16 protein-coding genes are annotated in these 15,872 nt (G+C 51.5%); 10 read left to right on the forward strand and 6 right to left on the reverse strand.

What is annotated here, in order from left to right; all coding sequences use genetic code 11:
• The first annotated feature begins 20 nt into the window (after positions 1–20).
• The 6 genes from JK216_RS00785 (at position 21) to JK216_RS00810 (ending at position 5,129) form a co-directional block, all read left to right on the forward strand.
• Positions 21–212: a hypothetical protein gene (locus JK216_RS00785; RefSeq protein ID WP_212710587.1), complete on the forward strand. Its 192-nt coding sequence runs from the start codon at positions 21–23 to the stop codon at positions 210–212.
• Positions 213–232: 20 nt separating this feature from the next.
• On the forward strand, positions 233–1,123 hold the full coding sequence (sapC, locus tag JK216_RS00790) for a putrescine export ABC transporter permease SapC (protein WP_212711674.1): 891 nt from the start codon (positions 233–235) through the stop codon (positions 1,121–1,123).
• Positions 1,123–2,118, forward strand: a complete 996-nt coding sequence (gene sapD / locus JK216_RS00795; RefSeq protein WP_212707823.1) for a putrescine export ABC transporter ATP-binding protein SapD — start codon at positions 1,123–1,125, stop codon at positions 2,116–2,118. Before sapC ends, sapD begins: the two co-directional genes overlap by 1 nt.
• Before the next feature lie 2 nt (positions 2,119–2,120).
• Complete coding sequence (gene sapF / locus JK216_RS00800) at positions 2,121–2,927, forward strand: putrescine export ABC transporter ATP-binding protein SapF (protein WP_212707824.1); 807 nt, start codon at positions 2,121–2,123, stop codon at positions 2,925–2,927.
• Positions 2,928–3,068: 141 nt separating this feature from the next.
• Positions 3,069–3,857 (forward strand): enoyl-ACP reductase FabI, encoded by a 789-nt coding sequence (gene fabI / locus JK216_RS00805; protein WP_212707825.1) that lies wholly within the window; start codon positions 3,069–3,071, stop codon positions 3,855–3,857.
• 213 nt (positions 3,858–4,070) lie between these two features.
• Complete coding sequence (locus JK216_RS00810; RefSeq protein ID WP_212711673.1) at positions 4,071–5,129, forward strand: hypothetical protein; 1,059 nt, start codon at positions 4,071–4,073, stop codon at positions 5,127–5,129.
• Here the strand turns inward: JK216_RS00810 and JK216_RS00815 are convergent.
• Positions 5,105–6,034 (reverse strand): LysR family transcriptional regulator, encoded by a 930-nt coding sequence (locus tag JK216_RS00815; protein ID WP_212707827.1) that lies wholly within the window; start codon positions 6,032–6,034, stop codon positions 5,105–5,107. The two genes, JK216_RS00810 and JK216_RS00815, sit on opposite strands and share 25 nt — an antisense overlap.
• 258 nt (positions 6,035–6,292) lie before the next feature.
• Here JK216_RS00815 and JK216_RS00820 point away from each other — a divergent pair, with 258 nt between their 5' ends.
• The 3 genes from JK216_RS00820 (at position 6,293) to osmB (ending at position 11,173) form a co-directional block, all read left to right on the forward strand.
• Positions 6,293–8,602, forward strand: a complete 2,310-nt coding sequence (locus JK216_RS00820; protein ID WP_212711672.1) for an FdhF/YdeP family oxidoreductase — start codon at positions 6,293–6,295, stop codon at positions 8,600–8,602.
• 125 nt (positions 8,603–8,727) lie between these two features.
• Entirely contained in the window at positions 8,728–10,668 is a 1,941-nt protein-coding gene (locus JK216_RS00825; RefSeq protein WP_212711671.1) for an exoribonuclease II, read from the forward strand.
• Between the two features lie 289 nt (positions 10,669–10,957).
• A complete protein-coding gene (gene osmB, locus JK216_RS00830; protein WP_212707830.1) occupies positions 10,958–11,173 on the forward strand; it encodes an osmotically-inducible lipoprotein OsmB in 216 nt (71 codons plus the stop codon).
• Positions 11,174–11,225: 52 nt separating this feature from the next.
• Here osmB and yciH read toward each other — a convergent pair whose 3' ends face one another.
• From yciH to JK216_RS00855, 5 genes are all read right to left on the reverse strand, one after another.
• Positions 11,226–11,546 (reverse strand): stress response translation initiation inhibitor YciH, encoded by a 321-nt coding sequence (yciH, locus tag JK216_RS00835; RefSeq protein WP_212707831.1) that lies wholly within the window; start codon positions 11,544–11,546, stop codon positions 11,226–11,228.
• Positions 11,546–12,268, reverse strand: coding sequence for an orotidine-5'-phosphate decarboxylase (gene pyrF, locus JK216_RS00840; RefSeq protein ID WP_212707832.1), 723 nt, complete (start codon positions 12,266–12,268; stop codon positions 11,546–11,548). The genes yciH and pyrF overlap by 1 nt, the downstream gene beginning before the upstream one ends.
• A 178-nt stretch (positions 12,269–12,446) precedes the next feature.
• Positions 12,447–13,616 (reverse strand): lipopolysaccharide assembly protein LapB, encoded by a 1,170-nt coding sequence (gene lapB, locus JK216_RS00845; RefSeq protein ID WP_212711670.1) that lies wholly within the window; start codon positions 13,614–13,616, stop codon positions 12,447–12,449.
• Between the two features lie 6 nt (positions 13,617–13,622).
• A complete protein-coding gene (locus JK216_RS00850) occupies positions 13,623–13,934 on the reverse strand; it encodes a LapA family protein (protein ID WP_212707834.1) in 312 nt (103 codons plus the stop codon).
• Between the two features lie 141 nt (positions 13,935–14,075).
• Positions 14,076–14,813 carry a phosphatase PAP2 family protein gene (locus tag JK216_RS00855; RefSeq protein WP_212707835.1) on the reverse strand — a complete coding sequence of 246 codons (738 nt, stop codon included), beginning with the start codon at positions 14,811–14,813 and terminating at the stop codon, positions 14,076–14,078.
• Positions 14,814–15,023: 210 nt separating this feature from the next.
• Between JK216_RS00855 and ribA the strand changes: the two genes are divergently transcribed.
• Entirely contained in the window at positions 15,024–15,623 is a 600-nt protein-coding gene (gene ribA, locus JK216_RS00860) for a GTP cyclohydrolase II (RefSeq protein ID WP_212707836.1), read from the forward strand.
• Positions 15,624–15,872: the final 249 nt, after the last annotated feature.

Here is a 15,872-nt window from a genome sequence, read left to right on the forward strand (position 1 = left end):
ATCACCACAGGAAACGATAGATGTTAAAATTACTGATGCCATTATTACTGCTACCTCTGCTGGCAGGCTGTTCCCCGGATAAGTCTGCCGATCAGACCACGCGACAGTGTCTGGAATACCAGCATATGATGACCGCACCACTGCCGCCGGATGTCCATGCCGGACTGGAAAAACAGTGTGAAGACTCACTGAAGTCATTACATGAAAATTAACAGAAGTAAGACGGTGATATATGCCCATCGATAATATCTATCAGGAAAAACGTCTGCCCGGCACCTTTCGTCAGTCCTGGGGGAAATTTTATCACGATACTGCAGCAATGGTCGGTCTGTATGGTTTTGCCCTGTTGCTGCTGTTATGCCTGTCTGGCGCGTTACTGGCACCTTACGGTGTTGACCAGCAATTTATGGGTTACCAGTTATTACCCCCTTCCTGGTCGCGTTACGGCGATGTCTCTTTTTTTCTTGGTACCGATGACCTGGGCCGGGACCTGCTCAGTCGTTTATTACGCGGGGCAGCACCGACTGTCGGCTCAGCCATTCTGGTTACTGTCTTTTCCGCTATCTGTGCCTTTTTAATCGGTATCCTTGCGGGGCTGACCCATGGTTTCCGTTCGGCGATCATGAATCACATCCTTGATACTCTGTTATCTATTCCGTCGTTACTGCTGGCGATTATTGTGGTGGCTTTTGCCGGTCCCAGCCTGTTCCATGCATTAATCGCTGTCTGGCTGGCGTTAATGCCACGGCTGGTCCGGGCAATTTATATCGCTATTCATGAACAGATGGAAAAAGAGTATGTGGTGGCAGCGCGGCTGGATGGCGCAAGCCCGATCACTTTACTCAAAGACACCATTCTGCCCAATGTGTTACCCCTGCTGGTCAGTGAATTTACCCGGGGTTTATCGATGGCAGTGCTGGATATTGCCGCCCTGGGCTTTCTCGGTCTCGGTGCGCAATTGCCTTCACCCGAATGGGGTGCCATGCTCGGTGATTCCCTGGAGCTGATTTATGTAGCGCCCTGGACAGTGATGCTGCCCGGCGTCATGCTGATGGTCAGCGTACTGATCATCAATTTATTAGGCGACGGTATACGTCGTGCTGTCGAAGCCGGGGTCAAATAATGCCGTTACTGGATATACGCAATCTCACCATTGAATTTTTCACCGCCGAGGGGCCGGTCAAAGCGGTAGATAAGGTAAACCTGACCCTGAATGAAGGCGAAATTCGCGGGCTGGTGGGTGAATCCGGCTCCGGTAAAAGCCTGATAGCCAAGGCTATCTGCGGTGTGACCTCGGATAACTGGCGTGTCACGGCGGACCGGATGCGTTTTAATGATATCGACTTACTGCTGCTGACGCCCCGTGAACGCCGGAAAATTATCGGCCGCCATATTTCGATGATTTTTCAGGAGCCCCAGTCCTGTCTGGATCCTTCAGAAAGTATTGGCCGTCAGTTGATTCAGGCAATCCCCGGCTGGACACTGAAAGGCCACTGGTATCGCCGGTTCTGGCGGTGGCGGAAACAGCGGGCCATCGAGTTATTACACCGCGTAGGGATTAAAGATCATAAGGATATTATGCGCAGTTTTCCTTATGAACTGACCGAAGGTGAGTGCCAGAAAGTTATGATTGCCATCGCGCTGGCCAATAAACCCCGGTTGCTGATAGCCGATGAACCGACCAATGCCATGGAGCCGACCACCCAGGCGCAGATTTTCCGGTTACTGAGCCGGCTTAATCAGAATAATAACACCACTATCTTACTGATTAGTCATGACCTGCGGACTCTCGGTCAGTGGGCCAACCGGATTAACGTGATGTATTGCGGGCAGACGGTTGAAACGGCTCTCAGCGATGAACTGATAGCGACCCCCCATCATCCCTATACGCAGGCTTTAATCCGTTCTATGCCTGATTTCGGACGCGCCCTGCCCCATAAAAGCCGCCTGAATACCCTGTCGGGTGCCATCCCCTCTCTGGAGCATTTACCTGTGGGTTGCCGTCTGGGGCCTCGCTGCCCGTATGCACAACGTGACTGTATTCAGGCCCCCCGGCTGACCGGGAGCAAAACGCATCTTTATGCCTGCCACTTTCCGTTAAATAAAGAGCCGCAATAACTATGGAAACCTTACTCGAAGTCCGTGATTTGTGTAAAACCTATCGTTATAAAACGGGGTTATTCCGGCCACAGCATATTGATGCGGTTAAAAATGTCAGCTTTACATTACGTGAGCGACAGACACTGGCGATTATTGGCGAAAATGGTTCCGGTAAATCGACACTGGCAAAAATGTTAAGCGGGATGATAGCGCCGAGCAGCGGCGAAATTATTATTAATAATCATCCGCTGGAATTTGGCGATTATGGTTACCGCAGTCAGGTTATCCGCATGATTTTTCAGGATCCCGGCACCTCACTCAACCCGAGGCAACGTGTCAGCCAGATACTGGACCTGCCCCTCAGGCTGAATAGCGGTCTGTCGGCGGAACAACGGGAACTGCGGATCATCGAAACACTGCGTAAGGTCGGATTATTACGCGATCATGCCGGATACTATCCTCATATGCTGGCTCCTGGCCAGAAACAGCGCCTGGCTCTTGCCCGGGCTCTGATATTAGAGCCTAAAGTCATTGTAGCTGACGAAGCACTGGCATCGCTGGATATGACTATGCGCTCGCAACTGGTGAATCTGATGCTGGAGTTACAGGAACGGGACGGGCTGTCCTATATTTACGTGACACAGCATATCGGCATGATGAAGCATATCAGTGATCTGGTGATGGTGATGCATCAGGGACAGGTAGTGGAACGCGGCGGTACTGCTGATGTCCTTGCTTCCCCGCTCCATGATCTGACACGACGGCTGATTAACAGCCACTTCGGCGAGGCGCTGACCGCCGATGCCTGGCGACGAAGTGAACGATAATCCACAGAATTTTGCTCTGAACCTTCGCCACTTTACCTGATAACCCATTGTCGTGTTAGAATCCACCGATTGAACATTGCGGCACGGCTGAAAAAACACCAGCCACCGCCAACAACAATAACCATATTAAGGATTACAGCTATGGGTTTTCTTTCCGGTAAGCGCATTCTGGTCACTGGCGTTGCCAGTAAACTGTCTATCGCATGGGGTATCGCTCAGGCGATGCACAAACAGGGTGCTGAACTGGCATTCACTTACCAAAACGAAAAATTAAAGTCTCGCGTTGAAGGCTTTGCCAAAGACCTGGGCTCAGACATTGTTCTGCCTTGTGATGTTGCAGAAGATGACAGCATTAAAAATCTGTTTACCGAACTGGAAAAAGTCTGGCCGAAATTTGATGGCTTTGTACACTCTATCGGTTTTGCGCCCGGCGACCAGCTGGACGGTGACTATGTGAATGCCGTTACCCGTGACGGATTCAAAATTGCCCATGACATCAGTGCCTATAGCTTCGTCGCGATGGCCAAAGAATGCCGTGCCATGCTGAACCCGAACTCAGCCCTGCTGACGCTGTCTTACCTTGGTGCAGAACGTGCTATCCCTAACTACAACGTAATGGGTCTGGCTAAAGCATCTCTGGAAGCTAACGTGCGGTATATGGCTAACGCTATGGGCCCTGAAGGTGTGCGTGTCAACGCCGTCTCTGCAGGTCCAATCCGTACTCTGGCAGCCTCAGGCATTAAAGACTTCCGTAAAATGCTGTCACACTGTGAAGCAGTAACGCCGATTCGTCGTACCGTCACCATCGAAGATGTCGGTAATTCCGCGGCTTTCCTGTGTTCTGACCTGGCCGGTGGTGTTACCGGTGAAATCTTACACGTTGATGGTGGCTTCAGCATCGCCGCAATGAACGAACTGGAACTGAAATAAGTTTCCCACAGCAGGCGGTTAACCCGCCTGCTGTGGTAGTCCGTTACCGGATGCCGCCCCTGGTTCCCCCTGCATTTTCATTTATATACCTGCCTGTTATTAGTTAGTCCCTAACAATCCTTCTGTCTGCATCTCTGCTAAGCCACTATATCCGTGAGACGGTTTACAGGCCCCCTGTTACATGGGTTCTGTCTGAAAACAGAAGGAATTACTATGGAATTGCGGCATAGTCATAGTCACTACACCCTATTAAGTGAATCACAGGCAACGTCAGCACCGCAGACGGTACCTGCCGGTAGCTGCGGTGATTCTCTGTGGCAGCAGGCGGATTTATTTGCCGGACTGATGCAGCATCCGGCCCTGCCCGCCGGCTTGCGCCGGTTACTGGACCCTGTCAGTCGCCAGAGTGCTGCAGTCTACAGCCGCCTGTTTCCGGAGGGTCCCTGTCCGGAACAACACTGTTCTCTCAGCCTGTATGATCGTTTTAATATTGCGCTGACAATAGCACAGCTGAGTGATATCAACCCGTTATGTGATTTTTATGCCCGTCATCTTGCTCCCTTGCCCGGACCTCCCGGTACCCGACAGAATAATCACCGGCTGACTGACATTACCCAATATGCCCGGCAACTGGCATGTGCACCGGCGACAGCTGTTCCCCCGTCACTGACCCGATTGCTGGGCACAGGACTGACCGCGGCAGATATCCTGACCCTGCATCAGATTTGCGGCTTTATTCGCTGGCAATCACGAATGATGGCCGGGATTATCGCACTGACAGGTATCAGGCTGTCTGCTGCTTTTATGGCGGCCGCGGCCCCGGTCTTTCCCGGCTGGCGGACGGACTCTGTCAGTGAGAAATTACCCTTTATCGGTTTACATTCCATCGGCCCGGTTCATCTGAACGTATTGCGGCAGGTTGCCGCACTCGGCCAGTCGCAGCTCCCGGCCGGTATCATCGCCCATGCCCCGCTGGCAGCAGAAGCATGGTTAACTTTACGCGACACTCAGGTTAGCCCGCTGTCATCCCCCGGGTGTCACCGGATCGATCGTCAGATACAGGCAGAAATAACCGCGGCTATGGGCGAACAGCCGCCGGGCAATCCGGCAATACGCCGATTCATCCACCAGCTGATACAGATACCGGTACACTACGACACCAGTAACGCGGAGAACTTACTCAGGCAGGGCTGGACGATGGCAGCACTGTTACAACTGCTGTTCCGCGTCTCCGCCCGCGGATGGGATCAGTCCCTGATGCTGCTGGCGTAATGGTTGTGAAACAGCGTGACTGACTGACGGGCTTCATCAAAAAAATGCTGAGTTAAGGGGGTTGCCCTGCCAGCACCGGCAATGATCATCGCCCCCTGACGGGTCATTGCCGGTATTTCCAGCCCGATCTGTCCGAGCTCCCCCTGCATCGCCGGCAGTATATTTCCCCGCGGGGCCAGCAGCATCCCCATCCCCTGGTGAGCACTTTCCAGCAACTGTAATACTGACGGGCTTTCAATAATCACCCTGACCGTCACGGCTGCCTGACGAAAACAGTTATCCAGATAGCGGCGAAAATAACGGGTACCGGCTGCCAGACACAGCGGATATTCGGACACTTCGGCCAGCGTCAGTGATTTTTTCTGGTCCGGTAAGGGAAACGTTTTCCGGCAATAGAGAGCAACGACGCCCTGATCAGAGAAGAATGCATTCTGAAAATGCAATTCACGCAAAGTGCTCATTTCAAAAAAACCAAATGCGACATCGACCGTATGACTGTTAATCGCTTCGAGCAGCTGGTCTGCACTTAGTACTTCTATCCGGTAATTAATTTCCGGATAACGTTGTGAAACCGTCTGCAGAATCCCTGTCAGCGACAGACTGCATTGGGGAACCACACCAATCCGCAGCGTTCCCTGTATGCCGTGTTTCATTGCATCCACTTCAAGTTTCAGTCCCTGATAAACCGAAACGATCTCGCGTGCCCAGCTGAGTACCCGTTCGCCTTCAGGGGTAAACCCGGAAAAACTATTGGTACGGTTAATCAGTGAGACACCTAATTCCGTTTCAAGGCTTTTCAGACGCAGAGACAGCGTCGGCTGACTGACAAAACTGGCTTCTGCAGCACGGCCAAAATGCTTTTCGCGTTCGAGATTACATAAATAAACCAGTTGCTTTAAGTCCATAGTCCCCGCGTTCTCCCGGCGTGACATGGCGGCAGCAGAGCCACTGTTTCACCGCAGATAGTGATAAATCATTAATTTGATGAATATGTTTATCAGGATCCCGCGCTTCCGCCACGGATGCAAGACATTATCCTGCGATAAATTTTATCTATTGCTCGTTTGTTGTAATCAATTAGACATACAACACACCAAACAGGACAATTTCGTTCATATAATAAATACTTGTAAATAACATTCAGATCACATAAGTCGCTCACTATGAAATTTAAACGTCAGATCAAACCGTATCGCGCGGCCGCCGGTGGCTGGGGCTCTCTGGAAGCGACCACCCGTTATGTATTTGAAAGTAAAGCTGTATTGAAAAATATGCGTAACCTGCTGCGCATGAATAAGGCCCGTGGCTTCGATTGTCCGGGCTGTGCCTGGGGGGACGATAACAAAAGCACTTTCAGCTTTTGCGAAAATGGTGCCAAGGCCGTCACCTGGGAAGCAACACGCCGCAAAGTGGATAATGATTTTTTTGCGGCCCATTCTGTCAGCCGTTTGTATGCAGAAAGTGATTACTTTCTGGAATACCAGGGCCGCCTGACACACCCCCTGTCTTATAACCCCGAGACCGATCACTATGAACCCGTAAGCTGGGAAGATGCTTTTGCATTGATCGCAAAACATATCCGGCAGATGGATAACCCTGACCAGATTGAACTCTATACCTCTGGACGCGCCAGTAACGAGGCCTCCTGGCTGTACCAGTTATTTGGCCGGATGCTGGGTACCAATAATTTCCCTGACTGTTCGAATATGTGTCATGAAGCCAGCGGTACCGGACTTAAACGCAGTATTGGCGTAGGAAAAGGAACTATCCGTCTTGATGATTTTGACAGCGCTGATGCGATCTTTGTTTTTGGTCAGAATCCGGGAACCAATCACCCGCGAATGTTGCACAGTCTGCGCCATGCAGCAGACCACGGTGCAAAAATCGTTACTTTTAATACATTACGTGAGCGCGGGCTGGAACGCTTCGCTGACCCGCAGAACCCGCTGGAAGTCGTGACACCGATGGCAGGTAACATCAGTTCTTCCTACTATCAGCCAAAGCTGGGCGGAGATATGGCTGCCGTGCGCGGGATGGTAAAAGCTTTACTCGAACAGCATCGTCAGCAGCTGGCTTCAACCGGACAGGGTATTTTCGATACACAATTTATTGCCGAACATACTGTCGGAGCCGAAGCCTATCTGGCCGCGGTCGATGCAACAGACTGGCAGAAAATCATCAGCCAGTCCGGTCTGTCAGAGCCTGAGATCCGTCAGGCTGCGGCTATTTACCAAAACTCATCACGGGTTATTTGTAGCTGGGCGATGGGAATTACGCAGCACAAACACTCGGTGGATACTGTCCGTGAGATAGTCAACCTGCAACTGTTATTCGGTCAGTTAGGTAAAAAAGGGGCAGGATTGTGCCCTGTACGTGGTCACAGTAACGTACAGGGCAACCGGACGATGGGGATTGATGAAAAACCTGGCCGTGCTTTTCTGGATGCATTAGGCAGCCATTTTAAATTCGAGCCACCACGGCAGGCCGGACATAATACGGTAGAAGCCATAGAAGCTATGTTGCGTGACGAAGTGCGGGTGCTGGTGACCCTGGGCGGTAACCTTGCCGCCGCCGCTCCGGATTCGCCACGTACTGAAGAAGCTATTCAGCGTTGTGGTCTGACGGTACATATCAGTACTAAACTGAACCGGACACATCTGGTTCCCGGTTTCCGGAACAGCCTGATATTACCCACCCTTGGACGTACCGAAAGGGATATCCGCGGCAGTGGTCCGCAATTTATTACCGTCGAAGACTCTTTCAGTATGGTACATGCATCAGAAGGTGTCGGTATTCCGCTGGCGGATACCCAGCGTTCTGAAACCGCGATTGTGGCCGGTATCGCCGATGCTGTACTGGGCAGTGATGGTGTCAACTGGCTGGCGATGGCGGATGATTACCGCCAGATCCGTGAGCATATTGCGGCGACCATCCCCGGATTCGGTGATTTTAACCGAAAATGTGATACGCCCGGCGGATTCTATCTGGGGAATGCTGCGGCACGCCTTGAATTTGCCACTCCGTCGGGTAAAGCGGAGTTCAATGCCTCACGTCTGCCTGACGGATTATTTCCGCAATTATCGATGGGAGAAGCCCCGTTTGTCTTACAGACTCTGCGTTCCCATGACCAGTACAATACTACTATCTATGGTCTGGATGACCGTTACCGCGGTGTGTATGGTCAGCGGAAAGTTGTCTTTATCAACCCGCAGGATATGGATGAACAGGGTCTGGCCGAAGGTCAGCAAGTCGATATTGAAACCCTGTGGAATGATGGTATCACCCGTCAGGTACAGGGGTTTGTGCTGGTTCCTTATAATATCCCCCGCGGCAATCTGGCGGCTTATTATCCGGAAACTAACCCGCTGGTGCCCTTATCAAGTTTTGGTGATGATAGCGGAACTCCCACCTCTAAGTCAGTACCGGTAAAAATTTCACTGACCACAGAACCACCGTCACTGAGAATTGCCTGAGCCATTTTGTGTAAAAAGCCGGAAACATCCCCGGCTTTTTTTATCTTTCACCGTTTGGCTCTTGCCCGGGTGGCATGATTCGCGTAAAACTGTCAGCCGCTGTTAGGCCACGAAACTAAAAAACTATGTTCCAGGATAATCCGCTGCTGTCGCAGCTCAAAGAAACACTTCATGCCCAGACCCCCCGGGCTGAAGGGGTGGTAAAAGGTACCGATAAAGGTTTTGGCTTTCTGGAAGTCGATGCCCAGAAGAGCTACTTTATTCCGCCACCGCAGATGAAGAAAGTCATGCACGGTGACCGTGTGGTTGCGGTGATCCATACCAGTAATGGTAAAGAGAGTGCTGAACCTGAAACGCTGGTTGAGCCCTTCCTGTCACGATTTGTCGGTCGTATTCAGAAAAAAGATGACCGGCTGTCAATTATCCCGGACCATCCGTTACTGAAAGATGCGATCCAGTGCCGTCCGGCCCGTAACCTGGAACACAATTTTCAGGCCGGTGACTGGGCTGTCGCCGAAATGCGCCGGCACCCGCTGAAAGGTGACCGCAGTTTCTATGCGGAACTGACCGAATTTATTACCTTTGGTGATGACCACCTGGCACCGTGGTGGGTGACACTGTCACGTCACAACCTCGAGCGGTCTGCCCCGGAAACTGCTTTTGGTGAGATGCTGGATGAAAAATTAGTGCGTGAAGATCTGACTGCGCTCGAATTTATCACCATTGACAGTGCCAGTACCGAAGATATGGATGATGCACTGTTCTGCGAACAGCTGGCCGACGGACGGCTGCGCCTTACCGTCGCGATTGCAGATCCTACCGCTTACGTGCCGGAAGGCAGTGAACTGGATAAACTGGCGTCTCTGCGGGCCTTCACCAATTATTTGCCCGGTTTCAATATTCCGATGCTGCCCCGCCAGTTATCAGACGATGTCTGCTCTCTGCGTCCGGGAGCCCGCCGGCCAGTACTTGCCTGTCATATCACCATTGATGCAGAGGGTACGCCGGACGACAATATTCACTTCTTCGCGGCATGGATTGAGTCCAAAGCTAAACTGGCTTATGACAATGTTTCCGACTGGCTGGAAAATACCGGTGAATGGCAGCCTGCCAGTGAAGCGGTGGCACAGCAGATTACGCTATTGCATCGTTTCTGTCTGGCCCGCATTGAATGGCGTAAAACCCATGCGCTGGTGTTTAAAGACCGTCCTGATTATCGTTTTATGCTGGGTGAAAAAGGCGAAGTACTGGATATTATTGCCGAACCACGCCGGATAGCTAACCGGATGATCGAAGAAGCAATGATTACCGCCAACATCTGTGCGGCGAAAGTTCTGGCTGATTCACTGGGCTACGGTATCTACAACGTCCATGCCGGTTTGGATGAGGCCAATGCTGAGCAGGTTGCCGGTGTGCTGGCGGGTCATGGTATTAGCGCAGACCCTAAAGAGATCGCGACGCTGGAAGGGTTTAAAAAGATGCGCCGCGAGCTGGATAACCAGCCAACGCAATATCTGGATACCCGTATTCGTCGCTTCCAGTCTTTTGCAGAAATCAGTACCCAGCCCGCACCACATTTCGGATTAGGACTGGAGTCTTATGCTACCTGGACTTCACCGATCCGTAAATATGGTGATATGGTCAACCATCGTCTGCTGAAAGCCATTATCCTTGGCGAACAGCAACAGGTAAAACTACCTGCTGCAGAGTTAACCACCATTATGGGTGAGCGTCGCCGCCTTAACCGTATGGCTGAGCGTGATGTCGGTGACTGGCTGTATGCCCGTTATCTGGCACCTTATGCAGGGACTGAGCAGAAATTTGCTGCAGAGATTATTGATATCTCCCGCGGCGGTATGCGTGTCCGGCTGACAGATATTGGTGCGGTTGCCTTTATCCCTGCCCCGTTCATTCATAGTGTGCGTGATGAATTAGTCTGCAGTCAGGAAAACGGGACCGCTCAGATTAAAGGCGAAGTCCGTTATCGTGTAACCGACCTTATCGACGTAACCATTGCCGAAGTTCGCATGGAAAATCGTAACGTCGTTGCCCGTCCGGCAGTCTGATGTCTGGTGCGTACCGGATCACCCGGTACGCACTGCTCTTCCCCCGCCTCTTGCTTGCCGTTGATCCTGCCGTCCGCTGCGCCGCTGAATTAAGAAAAATACGAATGCTGATTCGGAATATTCACCCTTCCGCGGATGCCTGTTAAGCATAAAATAGCATCCGTTATAAATGCAGCTGACAACTGCGACATAACCGGCGTTATCTATATGTCACCCGGAGACAGGTGAATACTCATAAATTTCAGTCGTCTTATCTGCCGTTCTGCGGGGATTAATACAGGAGTTGACTGTGATAATCACAAAAAAAAGCATTACCTCTGCCCTGATAGCGACACTGGTACTGTGCAGCCTGGCTGGCTGCTCTGGCTGGTCAAAACGCGACAGGAATACCGCACTGGGTGCCGGTGTCGGCGCTATTGGTGCCAATATTCTGACCGGAGGGAGTACGCTGGGTACCCTAGGTGGTGCCGCCGTCGGCGGTGTGATCGGGCGTCAGGTACATTAGTTCTGTTACAGAGAAAAGGGCCTGAATGGCCCTTTTCTTACCGTAATGTGTCTCAGCCGCCCGCCAGTTTCACTTTATAGCCTTTCGCTTCCAGCAGGGATTTGAGCAGATCACGTTTATCACCCTGAATTTCTATTTCACCCTCTTTCACTGCACCGCCGCAGCCACACTTTTTTTTCAGTTCTGCCGCCAGCACTGACAGTTGCTGATCAGCCAGATCCAGTCCGCTAATAATGCAGACCCCTTTACCTTTACGGCCACTGGTCTGACGCATAATCCGCACCGTACCATCGCCCTTTGGCCTGACGACTTGCTGAGGTTCAGGCGTTATTCTTCCGGTTTCGGTCGAGTATACCAGCGTGTCTTTAGTCATCAGGATACCTGTAATGAATTGAGGATAGCGGAGAGTGCCGCAGCCGGGTCGGCAGCCTGAGTGACCGGGCGACCGATCACCATATAATCAACACCTGCCAGACGTGCCTGCGGCGGAGTCATGATCCGGCGCTGATCCTGTGCTGCACTACCGGCAGGCCGTATGCCCGGGGTTACCAGTAAAAAATCATTTCCCAGTTGCTGCTTAAAAGTTACCGCTTCATGGGCTGAACAAACGACGCCGTCCAGTCCGCAATCCCTGGTCAGAGCAGCCAGATGTAATGCGTGTTCCGCCGGAGTACGCTGAATACCGATATCGGCTAAGTCACTGGCCTCCATGCTGGTCAGTACGGTAACAGCTATCAGTAACGGCGCATCTTTCCCCATCGGCTCCAGTGCTTCGCGGGCAGCATTCATCATCCGTACCCCGCCACTGGCATGGACGTTCACCATCCAGACACCAAGATCAGCAGCAGCGGCAACCGCATGGGCGACGGTATTCGGAATGTCATGGAATTTGAGGTCCAGAAATACGTCAAAACCACGAGACTGTAATGTTTTCACCCATTCAGGGCCGAACCGGGTAAACATCTCTTTCCCTACTTTCAGCCGGCAGCTTTTCGGGTCAATAAGGTCAACCAACGACAGCGCGCGACGGGTATCGTCAAAATCAAGGGCGACCAGTACCGGTGAAGTAACAGAAGATGGCGATGATTCAGTCATTGCAGGGTTCCTTTAAAATCTGGCTTGCGGGCTATACGGACAAACGGCGCTTATTCTACCTGCCTGACCTGCGATGTCACCTGTTTTGCACGCTGGCAGGCCCACGACGAGTCGCTTTTATATAGTATGTTGTAACTAAAGTGGGACTTAAAAATACAGGGCCCGCGGCCCCGTACTTTTACTGACCGTCGAGGCCGCGGATTGGTTTTACTGAAGCCCAGCTTCTGCAGGACGGGCAGTGCCAGTAGATAGCATGGGCGGTAAAGCCGCATTTCTGGCAGCGATAGCGCGGCTTAATACGGATTTGCTCACCCACCATGTCCCTCAGTATCACCAGGCTCTGTTTGGCTCTGCCATCTTCCGCATCCTGCAGATAATAATTAATCAGCCGGTGGAAGCCACGGGTGGTCGGATGATGCTCCAGTTGCTTCATCAGAAATAACTGGGCAGCAGCGGATCCTTCATCGTTATCAATAATATCTGCCAGATATAATTCGGCTGCATTCCCGGTTTCTGCGGCAACACATTGCTGCAGAAACTCAACCCATAACCGGGGGGCCTCAAGCCGCTGATAACAGCCTTCCAGCAATACCAGTATTTCGCTGACAAATTCGGAGTCCTGTTGCAGCACCCGCTGCAGTGACTGTACCGCTTTCTGTTCCTCACCCTGTTCGATAAAAATACGGCCCTGCATAATGGATACCCGGGCACAGTTTTTATCAGCCGATTCACCTTTACGCAGTAGTCCCATCGCTTTATCAAGATCATCGCTGCTCATGGCCTGTAACGCCAGCTCACAGTAGAAATGGGCGATTTCCATTTTATGTTTAGTTTTACCCAGTTTCACCAGACGTTCGGCCGTCTCGATAGCCTGTGTCCAGTCGCTGGTCTGCTGATAGATCAGTAATAATTGCTGTAACGCCCCTTCGCGAAAATCTGTTTCATCAGTGAGCTGGCTAAACATATCTTCTGCCCGGTCATACAAACCGGCAGCCAGATAATCCCGCCCCAGTTGCTGAATGGCCAGCAAACGCTGATCATAGTCGAGGGACGTACTTTCCATCAGCGACTGGTGAATACGAATAGCGCGGTCTACCTCGCCCCGTGAGCGGAATAAATTCCCGAGGGTCAGATGCGCTTCAATAGTCCCGCTGTCTTCTTTAAGCATATCAAGGAACAGGTCAACAGCTTTATCCTGCTGGTTAGACAGTAAAAAGTTAACCCCGGCAACGTAGTCCCGCGACAGACGGTTCGCTTCCTGTTTTTTGTCTTGTTGCGCACTGTGGCGGCCCATATACCAGCCATATGCCGCCGCAACAGGCAATAACAGAAACAGCAGTTCAAGCATGACGAATTATTCCTTCACCACAGCTTTACCGTTCGCTGTCGTTACCGCAGACGAGGGTGTGACATATTGCGCTTCAAGACGTTTGATCTTGCGCTGAGCACGGGACAGGGACAACCGGACCCGCAGCCAGAAGAGCCCGCAGATAACCCAGCCAAGGATAAAGCCGGCACCAAACAGGGTGGCCAGTAAGGAAGATACTCGGAAATCGCCGCGGGCTAGCAGGTAATTAAAGGTCACGATCTGATCATTTTTGGCACCCAGCGTAATCGAGATAATAAAAATGACCAGCACGACTAAAAAAATCACTAAATATTTCACAATGTATCCTGTTATCGTTGTTTCCGTAAGCCGTACTATCCGCTGACTCCGGCCGCGGACGGCTGACATTCCGGTACACCTGCATCATTATATTATGGGGATGCAGAATATATTTACAATATGGCTTTTTGCTTCAGCACATTATTCCATATCACGGCCACTGGCGGAAAGCAGCAGATACGCGGGCACAGACACCAGAATAACTATGCCCCCGGCATTCACCACTGACATGATAACATCCCATGGCCAGTGCATTCCGAGAGCCATACGACTCCAGATTACCAGAAGTGCCCATATAAAGGTGGCAATAACCGTTTTATAGTGGCGACGGGGCCATAACAGAACCAGGTTCAGTAACGCCCAGCAGGCGGCAAACATGCTGTGGCCTGAAGGAAAAGAATAGCCTGTTTCAAATGCCCAGTGCTGTTTAAGCCAGCCAGGCAGCAGTGCATCGCCTGCGGTTGCGCTGTATACCTGCCTGCTGCGTTGCTCAGGCGATAACCGGTAAAAACCGGCAATCTCTGACGGTGACGAAGGGTACAGCCATGCAACATAAGGCCGGGCTTCTCTGACCTGGTTTTTTATCAGCGCATTGATGCCCTGCCCGCCCCAGACTACCGCCACCACCCATAGCAGCGTCAGCAACGGGGATTTTACCCCTGACTGATAAGGCCGCAGCTGCCAGAGTAACACAGCGGCCAGTATCAGTGTGGTCAGTATTCCCCACGGACGGGTCACGGTTTCGGTTGCTGCAAACAATACGGCCAGCAGGCCGCGGCCTGCCCCGGGTTGCCAGTGCCAGCCAGAAACCCATAATGCCGATGGCAGTACCAGTAAAATCAGCATGCCGCTGGCTGTCAGTTTCAGCAGTTTTAACATCGTATATGTGTTTTCTCCGCGGCTAAATCGATAATTATTATTTTCTGTGCCTGACGAAATAAGTTAACCTTCGTTATTGCTCTGATTGTGCTTTATTTCATCCTGAGCAGCAGAGTATTGCACACAGGGATAATGATTATGGCACAATAACATATTCAACTCTCAGGTTCAGAATACTGAAAATAACAGGTTTCAACAGCGGAGTATTTCATGCAACTTAAGCGGGTGGCACAAGCCACACTGCCCACACCATGGGGCGATTTCCTGATGGTGGGTTTTGAAGAAATTAGCACCGGAAAAGACCACGCAGCCCTGGTTTTTGGCGATATTTCCGGCCCGGCACCTGTCCTGGCGCGGGTACACTCAGAGTGTCTGACCGGTGACGCTTTGTTTAGTTTACGCTGTGATTGCGGATTCCAGCTGGAGTCGGCATTAAACGCCATTGCAACCGAAGGACGCGGCGTCCTGCTGTATCATCGTCAGGAAGGCCGTAATATCGGGTTACTGAACAAAATCCGTGCTTATTCTTTGCAGGATAAAGGTTACGATACCGTAGAAGCTAACCTCAAATTAGGTTTTGCTGCCGATGAACGTGATTTTACCCTGTGTGCCGATATGTTTAAATTACTCGAGGTAGATGCCGTGCGTCTGCTGACCAATAACCCGGCGAAGGTCCGGGTACTGACGGAAGCAGGAATTAATATTAGCGAACGAGTGCCCCTCGAAGTCGGCAGGAACCCGAAAAATACCGGCTATCTGGATACCAAAGCCCTTAAGATGGGACATTTACTGCAGCATAATGACGACTGATTCTGCAATATTGTCAGTCAGAAAGCCGGATATTCCGGCTTTTATTTTTCCGGCACAGGGAATACTTTACTGAAATAATATTTGTTCGCCTGTTTTTATGGGGTCCGGATGATTTTATATCGCAACATGACCGCAATACCCCTTTATTACTCATCATCCGGAGTTAATTTCCCCCGCGCCTAAACATACTCAGGACGACTCTGCTATTTTATCGCGCCGACACTATCTGCAAAATAGCCGGAAAATTAA

Source organism: Tatumella sp. JGM94 (genome assembly GCF_018257595.1).
GTDB lineage: Bacteria > Pseudomonadota > Gammaproteobacteria > Enterobacterales > Enterobacteriaceae > Tatumella > Tatumella punctata.

Excerpts from the sequence above, each read along its gene's own strand:
- fabI (WP_212707825.1), top strand. The coding sequence starts at position 3,069 with ATGGGTTTTCTTTCCGGTAAGCGCATTCTGGTCACTGGCGTTGCCAGT.
- yciH (WP_212707831.1), bottom strand. The coding sequence starts at position 11,546 with ATGACTAAAGACACGCTGGTATACTCGACCGAAACCGGAAGAATAACG.
- sapC (WP_212711674.1), top strand. The coding sequence starts at position 233 with ATGCCCATCGATAATATCTATCAGGAAAAACGTCTGCCCGGCACCTTT.
- ribA (WP_212707836.1), top strand. The coding sequence starts at position 15,024 with ATGCAACTTAAGCGGGTGGCACAAGCCACACTGCCCACACCATGGGGC.
- sapD (WP_212707823.1), top strand. The coding sequence starts at position 1,123 with ATGCCGTTACTGGATATACGCAATCTCACCATTGAATTTTTCACCGCC.
- JK216_RS00820 (WP_212711672.1), top strand. The coding sequence starts at position 6,293 with ATGAAATTTAAACGTCAGATCAAACCGTATCGCGCGGCCGCCGGTGGC.
- pyrF (WP_212707832.1), bottom strand. The coding sequence starts at position 12,268 with ATGACTGAATCATCGCCATCTTCTGTTACTTCACCGGTACTGGTCGCC.
- sapF (WP_212707824.1), top strand. The coding sequence starts at position 2,121 with ATGGAAACCTTACTCGAAGTCCGTGATTTGTGTAAAACCTATCGTTAT.
- JK216_RS00815 (WP_212707827.1), bottom strand. The coding sequence starts at position 6,034 with ATGGACTTAAAGCAACTGGTTTATTTATGTAATCTCGAACGCGAAAAG.
- JK216_RS00810 (WP_212711673.1), top strand. The coding sequence starts at position 4,071 with ATGGAATTGCGGCATAGTCATAGTCACTACACCCTATTAAGTGAATCA.
- JK216_RS00825 (WP_212711671.1), top strand. The coding sequence starts at position 8,728 with ATGTTCCAGGATAATCCGCTGCTGTCGCAGCTCAAAGAAACACTTCAT.
- JK216_RS00785 (WP_212710587.1), top strand. The coding sequence starts at position 21 with ATGTTAAAATTACTGATGCCATTATTACTGCTACCTCTGCTGGCAGGC.
- JK216_RS00855 (WP_212707835.1), bottom strand. The coding sequence starts at position 14,813 with ATGTTAAAACTGCTGAAACTGACAGCCAGCGGCATGCTGATTTTACTG.
- lapB (WP_212711670.1), bottom strand. The coding sequence starts at position 13,616 with ATGCTTGAACTGCTGTTTCTGTTATTGCCTGTTGCGGCGGCATATGGC.